Origin of the sequence: Pandoraea sp. NE5 (assembly GCF_024363545.1) — a bacterium.
Taxonomy (GTDB): domain Bacteria; phylum Pseudomonadota; class Gammaproteobacteria; order Burkholderiales; family Burkholderiaceae; genus Pandoraea; species Pandoraea cepalis.
On sequence record NZ_AP025517.1, the window covers coordinates 1,574,273 to 1,593,978 of the forward strand.

General features: G+C 65.1%; 14 protein-coding genes. 7 read left to right on the top strand and 7 right to left on the bottom strand.

The genetic code is table 11. From position 1 onward, the window contains the following. The first annotated feature begins 1,030 nt into the window (after positions 1-1,030). Positions 1,031-1,672 (top strand): MarR family winged helix-turn-helix transcriptional regulator, encoded by a 642-nt coding sequence (locus PanNE5_RS07225; protein WP_261939539.1) that lies wholly within the window; start codon positions 1,031-1,033, stop codon positions 1,670-1,672. A 161-nt stretch (positions 1,673-1,833) separates the two neighbouring features. Next, on the top strand, positions 1,834-2,286 hold the full coding sequence (locus PanNE5_RS07230) for an SET domain-containing protein (RefSeq protein ID WP_017233866.1): 453 nt from the start codon (positions 1,834-1,836) through the stop codon (positions 2,284-2,286). Positions 2,287-2,329: 43 nt separating this feature from the next. Here the strand turns inward: PanNE5_RS07230 and PanNE5_RS07235 are convergent, their stop codons facing one another. Together PanNE5_RS07235 and phhA are read right to left on the bottom strand one after the other, a co-directional pair. Continuing rightward, positions 2,330-2,635: a 4a-hydroxytetrahydrobiopterin dehydratase gene (locus tag PanNE5_RS07235; RefSeq protein WP_017233865.1), complete on the bottom strand. Its 306-nt coding sequence runs from the start codon at positions 2,633-2,635 to the stop codon at positions 2,330-2,332. Between the two features lie 289 nt (positions 2,636-2,924). Beyond that, on the bottom strand, positions 2,925-3,770 hold the full coding sequence (gene phhA / locus PanNE5_RS07240) for a phenylalanine 4-monooxygenase (protein WP_261939540.1): 846 nt from the start codon (positions 3,768-3,770) through the stop codon (positions 2,925-2,927). Positions 3,771-3,911: 141 nt separating this feature from the next. Here phhA and PanNE5_RS07245 point away from each other — a divergent pair, with 141 nt between their 5' ends. After that, positions 3,912-4,403 (top strand): Lrp/AsnC family transcriptional regulator, encoded by a 492-nt coding sequence (locus PanNE5_RS07245; protein WP_017233863.1) that lies wholly within the window; start codon positions 3,912-3,914, stop codon positions 4,401-4,403. A gap of 149 nt (positions 4,404-4,552) precedes the next feature. On the opposite strand, the gene PanNE5_RS07250 is transcribed toward PanNE5_RS07245, so the two are convergent. Then, on the bottom strand, positions 4,553-5,068 hold the full coding sequence (locus PanNE5_RS07250; RefSeq protein ID WP_017233862.1) for an FUSC family protein: 516 nt from the start codon (positions 5,066-5,068) through the stop codon (positions 4,553-4,555). 196 nt (positions 5,069-5,264) lie between these two features. On the opposite strand from PanNE5_RS07250, the gene PanNE5_RS07255 reads away from it, so the two are divergent. The 4 genes from PanNE5_RS07255 (at position 5,265) to PanNE5_RS07270 (ending at position 15,437) form a co-directional block, all read left to right on the top strand. Continuing rightward, the gene (locus PanNE5_RS07255) at positions 5,265-11,297 is read left to right on the top strand and encodes an alpha-2-macroglobulin family protein (protein WP_261939541.1); all 6,033 of its coding nucleotides are present in this window, start codon (positions 5,265-5,267) and stop codon (positions 11,295-11,297) included. Positions 11,298-11,319: 22 nt separating this feature from the next. Then, positions 11,320-12,045: a lysoplasmalogenase gene (locus PanNE5_RS07260; RefSeq protein WP_017233860.1), complete on the top strand. Its 726-nt coding sequence runs from the start codon at positions 11,320-11,322 to the stop codon at positions 12,043-12,045. Further along, positions 12,029-14,305 (top strand): penicillin-binding protein 1C, encoded by a 2,277-nt coding sequence (gene pbpC / locus PanNE5_RS07265; RefSeq protein ID WP_261939542.1) that lies wholly within the window; start codon positions 12,029-12,031, stop codon positions 14,303-14,305. Before PanNE5_RS07260 ends, pbpC begins: the two co-directional genes overlap by 17 nt. A 160-nt stretch (positions 14,306-14,465) precedes the next feature. Further along, positions 14,466-15,437 (top strand): delta(1)-pyrroline-2-carboxylate reductase family protein, encoded by a 972-nt coding sequence (locus PanNE5_RS07270; RefSeq protein ID WP_150563992.1) that lies wholly within the window; start codon positions 14,466-14,468, stop codon positions 15,435-15,437. 70 nt (positions 15,438-15,507) lie between these two features. Here the strand turns inward: PanNE5_RS07270 and PanNE5_RS07275 are convergent, their stop codons facing one another. The 4 genes from PanNE5_RS07275 to PanNE5_RS07290 all read right to left on the bottom strand — a co-directional run bounded on the left by PanNE5_RS07275 (position 15,508) and on the right by PanNE5_RS07290 (position 19,655). After that, positions 15,508-16,368: a heme ABC transporter ATP-binding protein gene (locus PanNE5_RS07275; protein ID WP_261939543.1), complete on the bottom strand. Its 861-nt coding sequence runs from the start codon at positions 16,366-16,368 to the stop codon at positions 15,508-15,510. Between the two features lie 37 nt (positions 16,369-16,405). Beyond that, entirely contained in the window at positions 16,406-17,551 is a 1,146-nt protein-coding gene (locus PanNE5_RS07280; protein WP_261939544.1) for a FecCD family ABC transporter permease, read from the bottom strand. A gap of 50 nt (positions 17,552-17,601) precedes the next feature. Further along, positions 17,602-18,435, bottom strand: a complete 834-nt coding sequence (locus tag PanNE5_RS07285; protein ID WP_410007583.1) for a hemin ABC transporter substrate-binding protein — start codon at positions 18,433-18,435, stop codon at positions 17,602-17,604. Positions 18,436-18,527: 92 nt separating this feature from the next. After that, positions 18,528-19,655, bottom strand: a complete 1,128-nt coding sequence (locus tag PanNE5_RS07290; RefSeq protein ID WP_261939546.1) for a hemin-degrading factor — start codon at positions 19,653-19,655, stop codon at positions 18,528-18,530. Positions 19,656-19,706 lie beyond the last annotated feature (51 nt).

Genomic DNA, 19,706 nt, shown 5'->3' on the forward strand with positions numbered 1-19,706 from the left:
ATGGAAAAACAGCGGGTATCCCAAGAACAACTCGGAACAGTTTTTGGCCTTGTGGAAAGATTCGCGAGTTATCCCGAACCCATGCACAACCAGTCCGACAGGTTATCCAGAAAGTTATCCACAGGTGCCTAAATATTGTGCAGAACACCCTCGAAAACGGGGTTTTGTGGATAATTTTGACGTTCCTGCGTTAGCCGAACGGTTCGCGGATACAATCTCGCCACTTTGAAATGTGACTTGGCGTGCGTGGTGCAAGAAGTGAAAGATGCTGGTTTTGCAGAATGTAACGAGCGAGATCGCTGGTACTGTCAAATTCTTCAATTCGCGTGTCCGGAAGGGGCCTCCTGCGGACACGTTGCCCCGCACTTCCCTCCAGTTTCCTGCGCAGCACCTCCCTCGCCGATTGGCGATTTACGGTCGCGTTTCAAATGATTCGCATGTCGTTGGACGTTTGCTACGAAACGCAGGGCATCGGGTACGCTCACGCCGCATGTCGGATGGCGCCGAAATGTCTCGAAAATCGAGTGGATTTTCACAAGATCGTTGTCCGCGATGGTGGCCCGTGGGTGGGATCGCTAAGGTCTGCGAGCCATGTCTGGCGAGGCTTTGCCGATGTGCGCGGAGATCGTGCGGGATGCGAGGCGGTTCCCAACGGCCGCTGCGGGCGACGCCTGTTCGATCTGCCGCGTAATTGGCATGGGATGCGAAATGTTTTTCCCAATTTGATCCTTCGCAAAGCGAGTGCGCAGGACACCAATATTTTGTAAACATCTTGAGTAGGATTTGGGAGATCAGTACAAGAACTGATACGCCAAAATCAAACTCAGAACACACAATGGAATCGTGGTGGGGCGGTGGGTTCAACAGCGACTTGCCGTCGCGTATCGACACGGAAGTGGCTTAGGGTTTCCCCCGGGCGGGGCGCCGACATGGATGCAAGGCAATGACGAGACGTGTGATGCACCGCCCGTAAGTTCATTTGACAAGCTGTTTTACTGACGTATAGTTTTTAGAAATCCTAACGAAAATCATGGCTACTCCGACCCCACTAGATGAAGCGCTGCCCAAGCGCGTGACAGCCGGTTTGTTGCGCATGGGAACCGCGTTACGGAGCCACGCCTGGGAGGGCGCGGCAATGGCTGGATTGACGCCGACGCAGGGCGAGATTCTGACGCTCTTGCTCTCGCGTGGCGTGCCGATGCGATTGGGCGAGATTGCGGAGGATGCCGCACTCACATCGGCCACGGTCAGCGAGGCCGTAAGCACGTTGGAAAACAAGGGTCTGGTCGAGAAGCGTCGCGATGCGAACGACGGTCGTGCCCTGGCGCTGCGTCTGACCGCGCGCGGCAAGACGGCAGCCAAAAAGGCGTCGCAATGGCCGAACTTCCTGACCACGGCGTCGGAATCGCTGGGCGAGAAGGAATGTGCCCAACTCTACCGAACGCTCGTCAAGCTGATCTTCACGATGCAGGAGCGGGGCGACGTACCATCGCAACGCATGTGCCTGACGTGCAGCCACTTCGAAGTCTCGGCGCGCGGCAAAGGCCAATACCACTGCGATCACTTCAATGTGACGTACGACGATTCGCGCCTGCCGCTGGACTGCAACGCGCATGAGGACGCCGACATCGCCATGCAGCGCAAAGTCTGGAAGCTGTATAGCAAAACCTGAGCGGCTGACCGGCATTCGTCACGCGCAGGCGGCGCGAGCCAGGGGGAGAACGTCATTCGGTACCGGGTGACGTTTTTTTTCGTCGACGCTTGTCACGCACATGAGTGTCGCCTGCCTGTACACTGCGCTTTTTTGCATCCACGAAACCTCATCGCACAGAGATGGCAGCCAAGCGCAGAATCGAAGTCAGGAAGTCCGGCGTCCACGGTAAGGGGGTGTACGCGCTCAAGCGTCTCAAGAAAGGGGATCGCGTGATCGAGTACAAGGGCGAGATCATTTCGTGGCGTGAGGCCTTGCGCCGCCATCCTCACGATCCGGCCCACCCGACGCACACCTTCTACTTCAGTCTGGAAGACGGACGGTGCATCGACGGCAAGGTCGACGGCAACAACGCCCGCTGGATCAACCACGCCTGCTCGCCCAACTGCGAAGCGCGTGAAGAGGGCGAACATGTCTATATCTATGCCGTGCGCGACATCGAGCCTGGCGAAGAGTTGTTTTACGACTACGGTCTGGTGATCGACGCGCGCTACACGGCAAAACTGAAACGCGAATACGCTTGCCACTGCGGTACCAAGGCGTGCCGTGGCACGCTGCTCGCACCGAAGCGCTGAACGCGTCGGGCGTTACCCGCGGCAGCAAGCGCGCAGCGGCAGGTCAGTTGGAGGCGCGATCGCCTGCGAACTGGTCGATGGCCACGGCCAGATCGACATCGCGTTGGGTCAGGCCGTCGGCGTCGTGCGTCGAGAGGGTGATGTCTACCCGGTTATAGACGTTGAACCACTCTGGATGGTGGTTCATCTTCTCGGCCTTGAGCGCGACCTGCGCCATGAAGCCGAAGGCCTCATTGAAGTCGTGGAATGTGAAGCTGCGCTGGATGGCGTCGCGTCCGACCACCTGGTGCCACTCTGGCAGCACTTCGGTCAGGCTGGCGCGTGCCTCGGAGGAGAGTCGTGTTGTCATGGCATTCCTTTCAAAGCGTTCAGTGCAAATCGGGCCAACGGGCATGCACCGACGCCGGCATGGCGTCAGTGATGGCTGCGTACGGTTGTCAGGAGGGTTGTCGGCTGGGCCGCACGCAGCGCCCACGAAGCGGCAGGGTTGCCGGTTCATGCGACCTATTGTTTCACAGGCGAGCTGGGCGTGTGCGTGAGCCCTGTCCTATAACGCGAAGGGTCGGGACATAAGACCGGGCGCCAGGAGGCGTCGAACGACAGGCCGCGGCGCGACCCGGGGCCTGCCAGACCGTGCATCATGCCGGCAACAGGATAGGCGTGTCGTCGGGATGACGGGCGTTGGCCTCGAATGCCGGCTGGTCGGCAAACGTCTTGAACAGCGTGGGCAGGTCAGCACGCATGGCGTCGAACAGTTGGGCGAAGTCGTCGATCACGAAGTACGTCTGCTGGAATGTGTCGATGCGGTATTGCGTGCGCAGTACCCGCTCGAGCGAAAATCCGAGCCGATTCGGCGCGCGCGAGGTCAGCGAGAAGTCGGTTTCGCCGCGGCTCGAGACAATTCCGGCGCCATAGATGCGCAGGCCGTCGCCGTCGCGCATCAGGCCGAATTCGACGGTGTACCAGTACAGACGGGCGAGCAACGGGAGTGCCCCCAGCGATTGCGCGACCTTGCCGGCTTTGCCGTAGGCTTGCATGAAATCGGCGAACACCGGATTGGCGAGCAGCGGCACGTGACCGAAGACGTCGTGAAAGCAGTCGGGCTCTTGCAGGTAGTCGAGCTGGTCGGGACGGCGCATCCACCACGTCGCCGGGAAGCGGCGGTTTGCGAGATGCTCGAAAAAGACATCGTCCGGCACGAGTCCGGGTACGGCAACGACCTGCCAGCCGGTCGCCGCCATCAGTTTTTCGTTCAGGTGTTCGAACTCCGGCACGCGACGCGCGTCCATGTCGAGGGCGCGAATGCCGTCCATGAACGCATCGCAGACCCGGCCCGGCAGCATCGCCGTTTGACGTTCGTAGAGTTGCTGCCACACCGCGTGATCGACCGCGCCGTATTGATCGACGGGTTGTTCAATGGTGAAGTCGGGCCGGGTCGTGAGACCGGCATCGAATTGCTCTCGGAGCATGGCAGTAAGGGACATGATGCGAACGACTCAATCAGGCAGTGACAGTGATTGAAAGTGTAGTGCGCATGGCATGCGAAATGGGCGCATAATGCGCCTGTGGTGAAAGTCGTTTGCATAAATTTCGCATAAAAATGTGAATTATTGCGGAGAATCGTCATGCTTGTTCTGGATCACTTCGATTTGGCTCTTCTGGACGCGTTGCAGAAGGAGGGGCGTGCCACGCACCATCAGTTAGCGGAGCACGTGGCGCTTTCCGCGTCGCAGATAGGCCGCCGCCTGCAGCGGCTCGAGGCTGAAGGCGTTATCGAGGGATATCGTGTGGTGCTGCGACCCGAAGCGTTGGGTCTGGCCGTGACGGCATTCACGACGTTGCGTCTGCAACATCATGGCGATCAGGTCATCGAACGTTTTCAGGCGGAAATCGATCTGTTGCCCGAAGTGCTCGAGTGTCACGCGGTGGTTGGCGAGGCGGATTACCTGCTGCGCATCGTGGTGCCGGATCTGAATGCCCTGTCGGCCTTCGTCATGAAGCGGCTGATGCAGGTGCCGGGCGTGGAGAACGTGCGCTCGAACATCGTGCTCAGCGCTTTCAAGCGCAGCAATGCGCTGCCGCTGCACTATCTGGCGAACCGACAATCGTCTCGCTGAGCGGGCGCGGCGCCACGCCGCCTCGCATCGCTATTTTCCCGCCCTTTGCCGGATGTCCCGGCATGTCCCTGCGCGCTTGGGGCAGGCGTTCGCTTGTCCGATCGATGGATCGGACGGCAAGCCGTTTGCGCGGCCTTATGTTCGACGGCTCAGTCAGTGGGCATCAACCAGGGCTTCACGTAGCGCCCATAGATTAGCGACTGAATGAGCGCGACAGTGGAGCCGATCAGCACTTCGATCACGCGCAACATGGCGAGGCTGAGCTCCTGATGCAGCCCTTGCCCCTGTCCGCTCAACGCTGCCGACATCAGAATGACCACGGTGGCCGGGCCCAGACGCCAATTGGCCGGATAGTTCTGCACCAGCATTGCAGCCAGCGTGGCCAGCGTGATGCCCACAAGCATGGCCGCCAGCCCGGGCCCGAAGACGAGTAAGACGATGCAAGCGATGACGGCCCCGGTGATCGTGTTGATCGAGCGCGCCTTGAAGTTGCTGCGCGCCTGCATCGGGTCCGGTTCGGTCACGATGATGAGCGAGATCATTGCCCAATAAGGCTCTGGAAAGCCTGCCGCCCGCAGGCCGAACCAGACGATCAGCGAGCCGCTAAGAATCTTCACCAGATAGACCAGTGCGTTCTTCTTGGGGTGGAGAATGGCTAGAGACATGACGCGCCCACGTTGCGAACATGGAAAGGTGCCAGTGTGACATAGGCGAATCCTGGAACCCAACCCAGAAGATTCCGCCTCGGTCGAGCGGCCGATCCGAAATGCGGTTTCCCGATGTGCATGGGAAGGGAAACGGTTCGAAATGCCAACGACTGCGGGGTAGAATCGCCTGACCAGAACTCGGGAGGAGACCGGCATGCAAAGCCGAACGCAACGCGTCTGGCCGGCCGCGCCGTGGGTGTGGGCGGTGCTGTGTCTTGGTGGGTTCGCCGCGTCGCCCGTGCAGGCGGCGCGCGTCACGAGCGTCAGTCCGCAAGGCGAGGTCGCGAGTGTGGACCAGGTCGTCGTGAAGTTCGACGAAGCCATGGTGCCGGCGGGCGATCCGCGCGCGCAGGCGCCAGCCGCCGTGAAGTGCACCGACACGTCGCTCGCAGGCGAGGGCCATTGGCTCGAACCGAAGATCTGGGTCTACGATTTCAAGTCGTCGCTGCCGCCGGGTGCGAAATGCTCGGTGGAGCTGCGCGGCGGGTTGTCCGCCGTCTCGGGCGCCGCGCTGTCGGGCACCACGCGTTACGCGTTCAACACGGGCGGCCCGGCCGTCACGTCCATCCGTCCGTCGTACGGTCCCATCGACGAAAACCAGATCTTCATCCTTACGCTCAATGGCGCGGCGCAGCCCGCCAGTGTGATTCAACACGCCTGGTGCGAGACGGAAGGGGTTGGGGAACGCATCGGCGTGAAGGGAATCGAGGGCGGCACGCGTTCGGCGTTGCTCAAGCGTTTCAGTCTGGAGAAGCAGGCAGCGCGTGTCGTCATGCTGCAATGCAACCGAACGCTTGCGGCGGGCGCCAAGATGCATCTGGTGTGGGGCGCGGGTATCACCACGCCATCGGGCGTGCCAACGAAGCAGGCGCGACGTTTTGAATACGATGTGCGTGAACCGTTCACGGCCAGTTTCAGTTGCGAGCGCGAGAATGCGAACGCGCCCTGCACGCCGTTGAGGCCACTGCGTCTGACGTTCAACTCGCCCGTTGCGCGCGACATGGCGGCCAAGATTCGTCTGCATGGCGCGGGTGCCGAACGGTCGCCGACGTTCAGCGATTCGGATCGCACGTCCAGTGTGAGCGATGTCACGTTCAACGCGCCGTTCCCCGAGAAGGCCGAGCTGACGATCTCGCTGCCGAAAGGATTTACGGACGACAGTGGCCGAGCGCTCGACAACGCCGGCGAATTCCCGTTGAAGACGAAGACGGCGACGATGCCGCCGCTGGCCAAGTTCGCGGCCGCGCCGTTCGGCATTGTGGAGCGCTTTGCCGAGCCCGGCATGCCGCCGATGCTGCCGGTCACGCTGCGCAAGGTCGAGCCCGCGCTGCAAATCAACGGGCTGGGGGTGGCTGGCGAGGCCGCGAAGCCCGGCGGGGGCGGCGAGAGCGGACGCACCCTGCAACTGCGGGTCGACGACGACGCCGAGGTCATGAACTGGATGTCGCGCGTGCGCCGATTCGACGAAACGACGATGACCCGCAAGCAGATTGCGCAGGCGATGCCGTCGATTCTTACGGCCCCAGCGGCCAATGTGGCGTTCGGGCCGAATGCCGCGGTGATCGTCGAGGACAAGATCACGCGTTATGACACGCGCAGCCTGTCGTTGCTGTCCGGATGGCCTGGCGTCCAGGCGTTGACCCTGCCCGTGCCCAAGGAGAAAGATCCGCGCCCGTTCGAAGTGGTCGGCATTCCATTCCAGAAGCCCGGCTTTTATGTCGTGGAGTTGGCCTCGCCATCGCTCGGGGCGGCCCTGTTGGGCAAGTCGTTGCCGATGTACGTACGCACGACGGTGCTCGTCACCAATCTTGGGGTGCATTTCAAGATGGGCCGCGAGAATGCCATTGCGTGGGTGACGACGCTGGACAAAGGCCAGCCGGTGGCCAATGCGAAGGTGCGAGTGCTCGATTGCGATGGCAGCGAAGTGGCGAGCGCCGTGACCGACAAGACGGGCGTGGCGAAGATCGACAAGTCGCTCGAGCGATACCGGTACTGCGAGAAGACGATGCGCTCGGGGTACTTCGTGGTCGCCCGCACGCAGGGTAACGATCCCGACATGGCGTTCGTGTCTTCCGACTGGGATCGCGGCATCGAGCCCTGGCGGTTTCATGTGCCGACCGACGGTGGCAGCAGTCCCACCGTGCGCGCGCAAACGGTATTCGACCGCGTGCTGTTCCGCGTTGGCGAAACGGTGTCGATGAAGCACTTCATCCGTCAGGAAACGATGCAGGGGCTGGTGTTGCCCGCGAGTCTGCCGTCGCAATTGACGATCACCCATGAGGGTTCCGGACAAACCTACACGCAGCCCATCAAGTGGCGCAACGGACGGCTCGCCGAAAACACTTTCCAGATTCCGCAGGGCGCGAAGCTTGGCGAGTACGCGGTGACGCTCGACTACACGGAGGCGGATTCGCGTCCGAAGTCGTATCCATCATCGCTCGACGCGGGGCATTTCCGCGTGGAGGCTTTCCGTCTGCCGGTGCTGGCCGGATCGATTGGTGTGCGCGATGCCGCGAAGTCACCGCTCATCAACAAGACCGAAGCCCCGGTAAATGTGCAGGTGAACTACGTGGCGGGTGGCCCGGCGGGCAACTTGCCGGTGCGCGTCTCGGCGTTGTTGCGCGTGCGAGACATGACCTTCGACGGGTATGACGATTTCAGCTTCACGCCGTACCGTCCGCCGTCGGCGCAGTCGGAGGCCGATGACGGGGATCAGGGCAATGACGAGAGTGCGGGAGCGAGCGATCAGAAGCTGGTCGCCGACAAGCAACGGCTTGTGCTCGACAGAAACGGTGCAGGTAATCTGACGCTCAAGGACTTGCCCAAGGTCGACCGTCCAAGCGATCTCGTGCTCGAGGCGAGCTTCGCGGATCCGAACGGCGAAATTCAGACGCTTCGGGGCAATGCCACGTTGTGGCCCGCGAATCTCATCACAGGCGTGCGCAGCGAGAGCTGGGTGTCGGTGACCCACAAGCTTCCGGTGAAGGCGCTCGCGCTTGATTTGCAGGGCAAGCCGAAGGCCGGGGTGGCGATGGACGTGCGCGCCGAGGCGCGGATGACCACCAGCAGTCGCAAGCGCATGGTGGGGGGGTTCTATGCGTACGACAACCACACCGAGGTCAAGGATCTCGGCACGGTGTGCAGCGGCAAGACGGACGAGCGCGGTTTGCTGGCGTGCGACGTTTCGCTCTCGCAGCCGGGCGAAATTACGCTCGTGGCACAGGCCAAGGACGACAAGGGCAATCTGAGTACGTCGACAACGAGCGTGTGGGTGACGGGACGCGGCGAGGTCTGGTTCGGCGGTGACAATACCGACCGGATGGATGTGCTGCCGGAGCGCCGGGCTTACGAGCCGGGCGAGACGGCCAAGCTTCAGGTGCGCATGCCGTTCCGCTCGGCAACGGCGCTCGTCGCGATCGAGCGCGAAGGCGTGATCCAGACGCGCACGATGGAGATCTCCGGCAAGGACCCCAGCATTTCGCTCAAGGTCGAACCCACCTGGGGCCCCAACGTTTACGTGTCGGTGCTGGCGGTGCGCGGTCGAATCCATGAAGTGCCCTGGTACTCGTTCTTCCAATGGGGCTGGAAGCAGCCGCTGGAATGGTTCCGGGCGTTTTGGTACGAGGGCCGGGAGTATCAGGCCCCGACGGGGCTGGTGGATCTGGGCAAACCGGCCTATCGCTTCGGCTTGACCGAGTTGCGTGTGGGCACGGCGGGGCAGCGTCTGGGCGTGGAAGTAAAGCCGGACGCGGCGACGTACCCGGTGCGCGGTCATGCCAAGGTGCGCATCAAAGTCACGCAGCCGGACGGCAAGCCGGTCGTGGCCGGCACCGAGGTTGCCGTTGCGGCCGTCGACGAGGCGCTGCTGGAGCTGGCGCCGAATACCAGCTGGAATCTGCTCGATGCCATGTGGCAGCGTCGCAGCTACGGCGTGACGACGGCCACCGCGCAGATGGAGATCATCGGACGCCGCCACTACGGTCGCAAGGCCGTACCGGCGGGCGGCGGCGGCGGCAAGAGTCCGACGCGCGAGCTGTTCGACACGCTGCTGCTCTGGCAACCGCGCGTCGTGCTCGACGACAAGGGCGAGGCGAGTGTGGACGTGCCGCTGGGCGACGCGCTGTCCAGTTTCCGCATCGTGGCCGTGGCCGATGATGGCAGGCCCGGTGCGCAGGCGCTTGGCTGGTTCGGCACCGGGACTGCGACCATTCGCACCACGCAGGACCTGCAATTGATCTCGGGTTTGCCGCCGCTGGTGCGCGAGGGCGACATGTATCGTGCCCAATTCACCGTGCGCAATACCACGCAACATGCAATGCAGGTGCAGTTGATCGCACGCGCCACGCAACTGACCCTGGCACCGCAACGGGTTGACGTGCCGGCCGGCGAATCGCGTGAAGTGACGTGGGACGTGACGGCGCCTGCCGGACTGGCGGACACGCGTGCCCAACGCGTGTTGTGGGAAGTCAGCGCACAGGCACCGGCGACGGGCACGGCGCCCGCCGCGAGCGATGCCATCAAGGTCGGGCAGGACATTCAGCCGTCGTTGCCTGCGAGCGTCCAGCAGTCGGTGCTCACGCAGGTGGAAGGCAGTCTGACGCTGCCCATGGCACCGCCAGCGGGCGCGGTGGCAGACAGCACCGGAAAGTTGCGCGGCGGGGTTCGCATCAGCCTGCAACCGCGTCTGTCGCAGGGATTGCCGGGAGTGAAGCGCTGGTTCGAGGTCTATCCGTACGGTTGCCTGGAGCAACTGGCGTCGAAGGCGATCGGCATGCGCGACACTGCGCAGTGGAAACGGGTGATGGGCACGCTGCCGTCGTATCTCGACGACGACGGGCTGGCGAGCTACTTCCCGCCGCAAGAGGGTTTTGCGAATCAGGGCAGCGATACGCTCACTGCCTATCTGCTGGCCGTAAGCAGCGAAGCGAAGGCGCTCGACCCAGGCTATGCGTTGCCGGACGACGCGCTGGCACGCATGGAGGACGGACTGACGGCGTTCGTCGAAGGGCGTCTCACGCGCCGCTTCTGGGCCCCGCGTGACGACCTGACGTTGCGCAAGCTGAGCGCCATCGAAGCGTTGTCCCGGTACGGTCGGGCAAGCGCACGCATGCTGAGTTCGCTCACCCTCGCGCCGAACGACTGGCCGACGTCTGCGGTCATCGACTGGTACGCGATCCTGCAGCGCCTGCCCGACGCGCCACAGCGTGCCGAGCGCATGGCGCAGGCCGAGCAGATCCTGCGGGCGCGTCTGTCGTATCAGGGAACACGTGTGGGCTTCTCCACGCAGGCAAGCGACGGGCTCTGGTGGCTGATGGTCGGCCCCGAGACCAACGCGGCGCGGCTGGCGTTGCTGATGAACGCGAATCCGGCATGGAAGGACGAGATGCCGCGTCTCGTGATCGGCCTGCTGGGACTGCAGTCGCGCGGGGCCTGGTCGACGACCACGGCGAACGTCTGGGGCGGTTTGGCCGTGGATCGATTCTCGGCACGATTCGAGCGCGACACGCCGACGGGACACACGGCCATTCAGTGGCAGCGCGACAACCAGACGAGCGGCAGCGTGCAAACCGTCGACTGGGACAAGCTCAAGGCAGGCACCGTGCCGCCGGCCGTCTCGTTGCCATGGTTGAGCAACGCGGCAGCCGGAAAGGACAGCGCGCGCGATGTATTGCGCCTGGATCAGACGGGCGCCGGCAAGCCTTGGGCAACGATCCAGAGCCTGGCCGCCGTTCCGCTCAAGGCGCCGTTCTCCGCCGGCTATCGCGTGACGCGCAGTGTTCAAGTGCAGGACGTCGCCGATCGTTCGGGAGATCGCTTCGTGCGTGGTGCGGTATTGCGCGTGCGTCTGGATATCGACGCGCAGGCCGACATGCGCTGGGTCGTGGTGAGCGATCCGCTGCCTGGCGGGGCGACAGTGCTGGGTGGCGGGCTTGGACGCGATTCGGTCATCGCCACGCAAGGCGAGAAGAGCGAAGGCGCCACGCCCGCTTTCGAGGAGCGCGCGCAGGACACCTACCGTGCCTACTACGATTACCTGCCGAAGGGGCAGCATCGGATCGAGTACACGGTGCGTCTGAACAACGTCGGCACGTTCGCGACACCGCCAACGCGGGTCGAGGCGATGTACGAACCGGCGATGTACGGCGAGACGCCTAACGCGCCGGTGCAAGTGGTGCCGGCGAAGTAATGACGAATGGGGGCGCACTGTCATGACGTCGAACTTCTTTGACCCGGCGGCGGCGCTGCCACGAGAGGCGCGCCGCTTCTGGTGGCTGGCCGCGATTGCGGGCGCCGCCTATGCGTTGGCGTTGCGCGGCGCACCTTATGCCGACCAGGGCATTGCAAAGGTGCTGTTGTGTGCATTGTTGTTGTTCGCGGCGCTTTACCACCGGGTGCCGCGCGAGCGGGTGTGGCTTTGCGCGGCGCTGATCCTGTCGGGCGCGGGTGACGTGCTGCTCGCCTCGCCGACCTTGGCGCAAGGTTTCATTCTGGGCCTTGGCGCATTCCTGCTGGCCCATCTCGCGTATTTCGTGTTGTTCTGGCGCTTGCGGCGCCCTTGGGCGAAGGTGCCCGGTTGGCATCGCGTCGCCATCGTGCTGGTGTGGGCGGCGGCGGCGCTGGCGTACGCGATGTACTGGCCGGGAATGGGGGAACTCAAGGCACCAGTGGCGTGCTACGTGATCGTGCTGGCGATGATGGCCTCGGCGGCGCTGCTGGCCGACCTGCCGAGCGAATGGGCCGCCGTCGGCGCGCTGCTTTTCACGGTCTCGGACGCGCTCATCGGCACCACGCGCTTCGTGGGCCCCATCATGGCGCAGGAGTACGCCATCTGGATTCTTTACGCACTCGCGCAACTGATGCTCGCGGCCGGCATCCTGGCAGTGCGTCCCGCGGATTTGTCGCAACCGGGTGAGACGCATGTGCGCCGTGATTGAACATCGGGGCTGGGGCGTTGGCCGTCAGGTCGTGTTGAGCGTTGCGCTGATGCTCGGGGCATTTCTGTCCCCGGCACCCGCGCGCGCCGTCCCGTCGTTTGACGAGGTGCATCGTGACTGGCGCGCGTCGGACTGGATCCTGCTGGATCGTCGCGGCGAACCCTTGCAGCGCCTGCGGGCCGACATGCAGGCGCAACGCGGCGACTGGGTAACGCTCGCCGATGTCTCGCCCGCTTTTCGCGAGGCGTTGATCGTTTCCGAGGACAAGCGCTTTTACGAGCACAGTGGCGTCGATTGGCGCGGCGTGGCCGCCGCCGCGTGGGGCAACCTCTGGCACACGCGCACGCGCGGCGCCTCCACGCTGACGATGCAGTTGGCGGGGCTGCTCGACGACGATCTGCGACCGAGTACCCGCAATCGATCCGTTTCGCAGAAGATCGGTCAGGCGGCAACGGCGTTGTGGCTGGAGCAGCGCTGGCGTAAGGATCAGATTCTCGAGGCCTATCTGAACCTCGTGCCGTTTCGGGGCGAGCTCGTCGGCATCTCGGCCGTCTCGCAAACGCTGTTCGGCAAGTTCCCCAGCGGACTCGACGCGCGCGAATCGGCGTTGGCCGTTGCGCTGCTGCGCGCGCCGAACGCGCCCGCCGCGCGCGTGGCGCAGCGCGCCTGCGGCATTCTGCGTGACATGAGGCAGGCGTCTGACTGCAACGGCCTCGATGGCTACGCGCAACTCGTGTTTTCGCGACCGGCAAGCGTCATGACGACGCGCGATGCCGTTGGCCTTGCACCGCATTTCGCGCGTCGAGTGTTCAGCGCGAGTCGTCCGCCCGCGGGCACGCGAATTGTCAGCACGCTGGACGCAAATCTCCAGCGCATGGCGGTGACCACCTTGCAGCAGACGCTGCGCGAGCTGGGCACGCCGGGACGTTCGCGCAACGTGCAGGACGGGGCCATTGTCGTCATCGATAACGCAAGCGGCGACATTCTCGCGTGGGTTGGTTCCTCCGGGCCATTGTCGTCGGCGGCGCAGGTCGATGGCGTCACGTCGCTGCGACAGGCCGGCTCGACACTCAAGCCATTTCTCTACGCCCAGGCGATTGCGGAGCATCGCCTGACGGCAGCGTCGCTCCTCGACGATTCTCCCATCGATCTGCCCACGGGGGGCGGCCTGTACATTCCGCAGAACTACGATCATCACTTCAAGGGGTGGATCAGCGCGCGCACGGCGCTGGCCTCGTCGCTGAACGTGCCGGCCGTGCGCACGCTCGTGATGGTCACACCGCGCAGGTTCGCCCAGACGCTCGTGTCACTCGGCTTGCCGCTCACGCAAAGCGGCGACTTCTACGGCTACAGTCTCGCGCTTGGCAGCGCCGACGTGACACTGCTCACGCTCGCGAATGCCTATCGCGCGCTCGCCAACGGAGGCACCGCCAGCGGCGTGAACGAGCGCATGCCGGCGTCGGTACGCCCGCGCGCGGGTGACGTCACGAAAGCGCGCGCCAGAGAGGTAACGCCCACGACCGTCTTTTCGCCGCAGGTGAGTTTCATCGTCTCTGACATGATCGCCGACCGGCAGGCGCGCACCCGCACGTTCGGGCTCGACAGCCCGCTCTCGACGCGCTACTGGACCGCCGTGAAGACGGGCACCAGCAAGGACATGCGCGACAACTGGGCCGTCGGGTACTCGCGACACTATACGGTCGGGGTGTGGGTGGGCAATGCCGACGGTGCGCCGATGTGGGACGTCTCCGGGGTGTCGGGAGCCGCACCGATCTGGCATCGCCTCATGGACTATCTGCATCGACGCACGGCGAGCCTGCCGCCCACGCCGCCGCCCGGACTTGAGCATGTTGCGGTGCAGTACGCCGAGCGCGTTGAACCTGCACGCGACGAGTGGTTCCTTCGCGGAACGTCGCAGCGCACAATCGTGCTTTCCTCGCTCGCGACCAAAGCGCCCGGCGGACCGCTCTGGCGAATTGCCGGGCCGCCCGACGGCACGATCGTGGCGCTCGACCCGGATATTCCGCCGGCGAACCAGCGTCTGTGGTTCCAGGTGGCGGCCGCCTGGCCGAAGGGGGCGGCATGGCGGCTCGACGGCAAGCCGCTTGCGGGCCGTGCGCGTGTGGGGTGGCTGCCGTGGCCGGGGCGTCACACGCTCGAACTCGTCGATGCTGCCGGAGCAATGCGTGACCGCGTGCACTTCGAAGTGCGCGGTGCGACGCTCGACGATGGCAAGCGCATGCGCAATGCGAGTCGCTGAGCGCATGTGCGCTGCATCGCGAATAATTTTTGATGCGGCAGACGCGTTCACGCGATGCAGGCTACACTCGAATCAGACCTGCCAATGCGTGACGCAATGTGACGGCGACGAGCGCGCCGCCGCCCGACAATGACGCACGCCCCGGCGCGGAGACCCATCGATGATCACGCTGGACGCGCATCAAACCGCACAGTTGTTGCCGTACCCTCAGTTGGCCGACGGCATCGAGGCCATGCTCATGGAGATGCGCGCGGGCACCGCGCGCGCGCCCGCGCGTCTGCATTTCGCGTTGACCGAACCGGAGCGCGGCCGCCGTGGCGGTGTGCTGCTGGTGATGCCCGCCGCCAATCGCGATGTCGCGATGACCAAGCACATCACCGTGCATCCGGAGAATTGCCGTGCGGGAAAGCCTTCCATCATCGGTGAGGTGATGGTGTTCGATCCGCATACCGGAGAGCGATTAATGTTGCTCGACGGGCCCACCATCACCGGTCGACGCACGGCCGCCGTGACGCTGTTCGCCGCCCGCAAGTTCGCGCCGCGCCCCAAGGGACCGGTGTTGATCGTCGGGGCCGGCGTGCAGGCGAGGGCGCACCTGGAAGCGTTTGCCGCAGGCATGGGCACGCGGCACTTCATGATCTTTTCACGCAGCGCGGAGCGCGCCCACGCGCTCGCGGAACATGCCGCTACGCTTGGTGTGGAAGCGACCGTGGTCGACGCGGTGGAGCCTGTGCTGAACACCGTGAGCATCGTGATTGCCGCGACCACCAGCAGCGAGCCTGTGCTGCCCGATAGCGACGTGCTGCGCTGGCGCGACGACATCTTCGTCGCGGGCGTCGGTGCGTTCCGTCCGGACATGCGCGAGTTGCCGCCGCAGCTGTGTCGCGACGCCGCCGTGCGCGGCACGCTCGTCGTCGATACCTGGGAGGTCAAGCACGAAGCCGGCGATCTGCTGCATGCGGCCATCGACTGGGGACGTGCCGCACCGTTGCTCGACGCCATCATCACCCCTGATCGCTTCCGTTCGAGCGGGCCGGTGATTTTCAAGAGCGTGGGCTACGCCCTGTGGGATCTCGCCGCCGTCTTGTGCGCACGCGCGAATCTCGCAAAGGACGGCGTGCCCGCTGCCTGAGCGGTCTGACGCCGTTGGGATGAACGGGGTTGGGCCCAGGTCGCGCCGACGCGTGAACCGCGTGGCGTGTTCACGCGGGCAATGCGAAGGGCACGCCTGCGGATGCGTCTTTGAGCCTTGGATAGCCGGGCAATGTCTCAGGCGTCATCACGTGCACCGGCAAGCCGAGCGTTGCCTCGATGAGGTCGGCGCGCATCACGTCGCGAGGTATCCCTTCTGCAAGAATGCGTCCGTTGGCAAGCAACGCCATACGGTCCGCGTGACGCGCCGCGAGGTTGACGTCGTGCACGATGGCCATCGCACCGAATCCCCACGTTGCGGCAAGTTCGCGCGTGAGCGAGAGCAGGTGATGCTGATGCGCCAGGTCGAGCGCCGCCGTCGGTTCGTCCAGCAGCAGATAGCGCGGCACCGACGGGGCCGAAGCCTCGTCGTCGGGCCATAGCTGCGCAAGGACTCGTGCAAACTGCACTCGCGCCCATTCCCCGCCAGACAAGGTCATCACGTCACGCTGCCGTAGCGGCAGCGCCCCCGCGCGTTCCAGCGCGAGCGTCGCGATTTCCGTATCGCTCGCGACGGTCTTGCCGGAGGCGTCCCGTCTGTGCGATTTCGGGTAGGGCAGACGCCCCATCGCCACGATATCAAGCGCACTGAACGGAAACGCCAACTGCGCCGTTTGCGGCAGCACGGCACGCAAGCGAGCCAACGCCGCCGGGGCGTATTGCGCGAGCGGCGCACCGTTGAGCGTGATGTCGCCGCGCATGTGCGTGCGCGTGGGCAGCGGATCGCCGGCCATCGCCTTGAGCAGCGTGCTCTTGCCCGCGCCGTTGCGGCCAAGCAGCACCAGCAGTTCGCCGGGACGGATGTCGAGCGACAGGCCGTCGAGCACGGGCGAATCGGTGTGGGCAATCGTGAGGTCGTGTGCACTGAGCATGGCGATGTCCTGTTCTATCAGACCGGATCGATGAGCGTCATAGCCCAAACTGTCCGCGGCGTCGCCACAGCAGCATCAGGAAGAACGGCGCGCCGAGCAGTGCCGTGAGAATGCCCAACGGTAACTCGGCCGGCGAAACCCAGGTGCGCGCGACCAGATCGGCAAGCAACGTCAGGATCGCACCGAAGAGCGCGGCTGCCGGGAGCACGGCGCGCGGGTCGGGCCCGACGACCAGCCGCACGATATGCGGTGCGATCAGGCCGATGAATCCGATCATGCCGCTCGACGCGACCAGCGCACCGATGCACAGCGCGCATGCCACCATCACTCGACGCTTGACCGACTGCACGGCGACGCCCAGATGCAACGCCTCCGCTTCGCCCAGCAACAAGGCGTTCAGCGAGCGGCACTGTGTGGCGAGCGCGACGATCCCCAGCGCGACCGGCCATACGATTACGCCGAGCATCGGCCATTGCGCGCCGCCGAGACTGCCGAGCGTCCAGAAGGTGAGCGTGCGCAACTGCGTATCGTCGGCGAGGTAGGTGAGCAAACCGATGGCCGCCCCCGAGACGGCATTGATCGCAATGCCGGCGAGCAACAGCAACGGCAGGGCGAGGCGACCGCGTCCCGCGGCCAGACGGTAGACGAGCGTGGTGACGCCAAGCGCGCCGACGAACGCCGCCACCGGCAGCAACCACAGGCCGAGCGACGCCGCGAACGCCGCCGGAAGCAGAACACCGCCGAGGACGATCACCCCTGCCGCGCCCAACGCCGCACCGCTGGCCACGCCGATCAGTCCGGGGTCGGCGAGCGGGTTGCGGAAGAGGGCCTGCAACGCGGCGCCGGCGGCGCCGAAGCCCGCGCCGACCAGGATACCGAGCACGATGCGCGGCAGGCGAATCTGCAACATGACGTTGCGTGCCTGGTCCTGCGCGAAGTCCCCTGTGGCGCCCCGGAACAGCACAGCAATCGCTTCTCCGGGCGCGATGCGATAGGCCCCGCCGCATAGCGCAGCGAGCACCGCGACGGCGAGCAAGGCGGCCAGTGCCGTCATGACGCACCATCGTGGCGGGCGGCGTCGCACCGTGCCGGTGTGATGCAGTGTGGCGGCAACGGTCGTGGGCCGTCCCGCTTCAGAGGGGCGTGATGGCAACGACTTTGGTAGCGCAGGCGCGGCTGGCATAGTTTCGTTTACGGGCGAATGGCGGATTTCGGGATAGCCTTGGCGCATGGTCAAACGGTGTGCACGCGCAGCGCGAGATCGGCAACCGCCAGCGGCAGTCGCGGACCGAAGCCGAGCAGATACAGCGCATCGAAGCTCACCACGCGTTTGGCGCGTCCGGCGGGTGTGTTCGCGAGCCCCGGTTGTGCGAGCAGCGTTACCGCGGGATCGGCGGGCGATGGCCCGGTCGTGGTCGTGAGCAGCACGTCGGGCTGGGCCGCGACGGCCGCTTCCGCCGTCAGCGGCCGATAGCCGGTGAAGCCACGCAACGCATTCTCCGCACCGGCGTAGGCGAGCATGGCGTGCGCCGCCGTGTCTTGCCCCGCCACCATCACCTGGTTGCCCATGTGGCCGAGGATGAACAGCACGCGTGGGCGGCGCGCGATGCCATACCGTTGTTCGACGTCGTCGCGAACGCGCAGCCAGTCGGCGGTAAAGCGGTCCGCCACACGTGCGCCGTCCTTGGGCACGCGCAGAGCGGTGGCAACGGCGCGAATGTTGTCGATCACTCGCTCGGCGGTATAGCCGTGTACGAAGCGCTCGACAGGCACGCCCGCCGCCGCGATCTGCGACAGCACGTTGGGCGGACCCGCTTCCGCGCCCGCGAGCAGCAGGTCGGGACGCAGCGAGAGCACGCCTTCCGCCGACAAGGTGCGCAGGTACCCGATCTTGGGCAGCCGGGTGGCCGCTTCCGGATACAGGCTCGTCAGATCGTTGGCGATCACGCGATCCTGCGCACCGAGCGCGTAGACGATTTCGGTGAGTGCGCCGCCTGCGACCACGACGCGCTTCGGCCCGCCTCGCCCAGGCGCCTCAGGCGTCGTTGCGTTGGCCTGCGTCGTCATGACGCGCGCGCCCAGCCACGCGCCGGCTGCCAGCGCAGCGCTGCTGGTCAACAGCGCGCGCCGCGAGGCCCCGCGTGTGTCGATCGGGCGGTTCACGTCGAAGTCTCCGTGACGCCTTGTGCGTCTTCCGCGTGCGACGCATGCCTCACTCGAACGAGCGTCTCGCGCCAGTCGTCGCGCTCGGCCTGCCCGGGCTTGCGCTCACCAAAGAACATGGCGATCACCATGCCCGAGGCATCGAGCAGTTCCAGCGAGGTGACGATGCCATCTGCCGTCGGCTTGCGCACGATCCAGGCCGAGTCGACGAGGTCTTCACGCAGATGCAGGTTGAAGCCCGGATCGAGCACATTGACCCACGGACCCATGACGCGAATCGTCGTGACCGGCCCCGTGTGGATCTGGATCATGCCCGCGTTGCCGACGAACACCATGATCGGCAGGGCGGTGCCGGCGGCATCGTCGAGCAACGCGCGCACCGATGCCGCCCTCACGCGCTGCGCATGACCTTCGGGGGCGAGACGCAAAGCTTGGGCGCGCGACACTCGGTGCCGCTTGAGCAGTTCGAAGAACTGATGGGTGTCGGTCATGGCCAGCCAGTCGCGCTGGAAGGCGGCGGCGTCGATGTCGGCGTCGGGCGTCTCGGCCTTCGGGGCGTCGGCAGCGACGACGTGCTGACCCGGCGTCTGGTCGCTCGCGCGAAAGCGGGCGACGAGGGCGTCATACGCAAGCGCGTCGCTGTGATCGCGCAGGAACATCTTGTGCACGGCAGTGCCGGTCTTGTCGAAGAACTGCAACGAGCGGCGGGGGCCGTTCTCCGTCGGCGTTTCGACGGCATACCCGAACGCCCATTGGTGATAGAAGACGCGCAGGTCGAGGTCTTTGCCGAGCCCCAGGCCAATGGTGCCCGTGTGCGAGAGCTTCTCGTACTGACCGTCCTTTTCGTGAACCGCGGCGTTGTTGCGCGTGAGCGCCATCACGCGCCCCAGCGCGGGCAACGCTTTGACGATCTCGATGAACTCGGGACGCAGCCTCACGACGTGCTCGCCGACGAACGCCGCGACCGTCTCGCCTTCGGAGACGCCCAGGGCGGCGGCGGCGTCGCGATCGCGCAGGTTCCGTTCGGTCTTGACGCGGTGGAAGTCGCTGCGCAGACGGGTGACGTCGGCGAGCGCGGGGAACGCCGGGCGGGCGGCGGGAGTAGCGGTTTGCGTGTTCATCATGGCGATTCCTTGGTGGCGGGGGTTGCGTTCGTTGCGTGATGGCGGGTGCGG

Excerpts from the sequence above, each read along its gene's own strand:
- PanNE5_RS07245 (WP_017233863.1), top strand. The coding sequence starts at position 3,912 with ATGCTTGTTCTGGATCACTTCGATTTGGCTCTTCTGGACGCGTTGCAG.
- PanNE5_RS07235 (WP_017233865.1), bottom strand. The coding sequence starts at position 2,635 with ATGACAACACGACTCTCCTCCGAGGCACGCGCCAGCCTGACCGAAGTG.
- PanNE5_RS07260 (WP_017233860.1), top strand. The coding sequence starts at position 11,320 with ATGACGTCGAACTTCTTTGACCCGGCGGCGGCGCTGCCACGAGAGGCG.
- PanNE5_RS07250 (WP_017233862.1), bottom strand. The coding sequence starts at position 5,068 with ATGTCTCTAGCCATTCTCCACCCCAAGAAGAACGCACTGGTCTATCTG.
- PanNE5_RS07280 (WP_261939544.1), bottom strand. The coding sequence starts at position 17,551 with ATGCCAGCCGCGCCTGCGCTACCAAAGTCGTTGCCATCACGCCCCTCT.
- PanNE5_RS07270 (WP_150563992.1), top strand. The coding sequence starts at position 14,466 with ATGATCACGCTGGACGCGCATCAAACCGCACAGTTGTTGCCGTACCCT.
- phhA (WP_261939540.1), bottom strand. The coding sequence starts at position 3,770 with ATGTCCCTTACTGCCATGCTCCGAGAGCAATTCGATGCCGGTCTCACG.
- PanNE5_RS07285 (WP_410007583.1), bottom strand. The coding sequence starts at position 18,435 with ATGACGACGCAGGCCAACGCAACGACGCCTGAGGCGCCTGGGCGAGGC.
- pbpC (WP_261939542.1), top strand. The coding sequence starts at position 12,029 with ATGTGCGCCGTGATTGAACATCGGGGCTGGGGCGTTGGCCGTCAGGTC.
- PanNE5_RS07230 (WP_017233866.1), top strand. The coding sequence starts at position 1,834 with ATGGCAGCCAAGCGCAGAATCGAAGTCAGGAAGTCCGGCGTCCACGGT.
- PanNE5_RS07255 (WP_261939541.1), top strand. The coding sequence starts at position 5,265 with ATGCAAAGCCGAACGCAACGCGTCTGGCCGGCCGCGCCGTGGGTGTGG.
- PanNE5_RS07290 (WP_261939546.1), bottom strand. The coding sequence starts at position 19,655 with ATGATGAACACGCAAACCGCTACTCCCGCCGCCCGCCCGGCGTTCCCC.
- PanNE5_RS07275 (WP_261939543.1), bottom strand. The coding sequence starts at position 16,368 with ATGCTCAGTGCACACGACCTCACGATTGCCCACACCGATTCGCCCGTG.
- PanNE5_RS07225 (WP_261939539.1), top strand. The coding sequence starts at position 1,031 with ATGGCTACTCCGACCCCACTAGATGAAGCGCTGCCCAAGCGCGTGACA.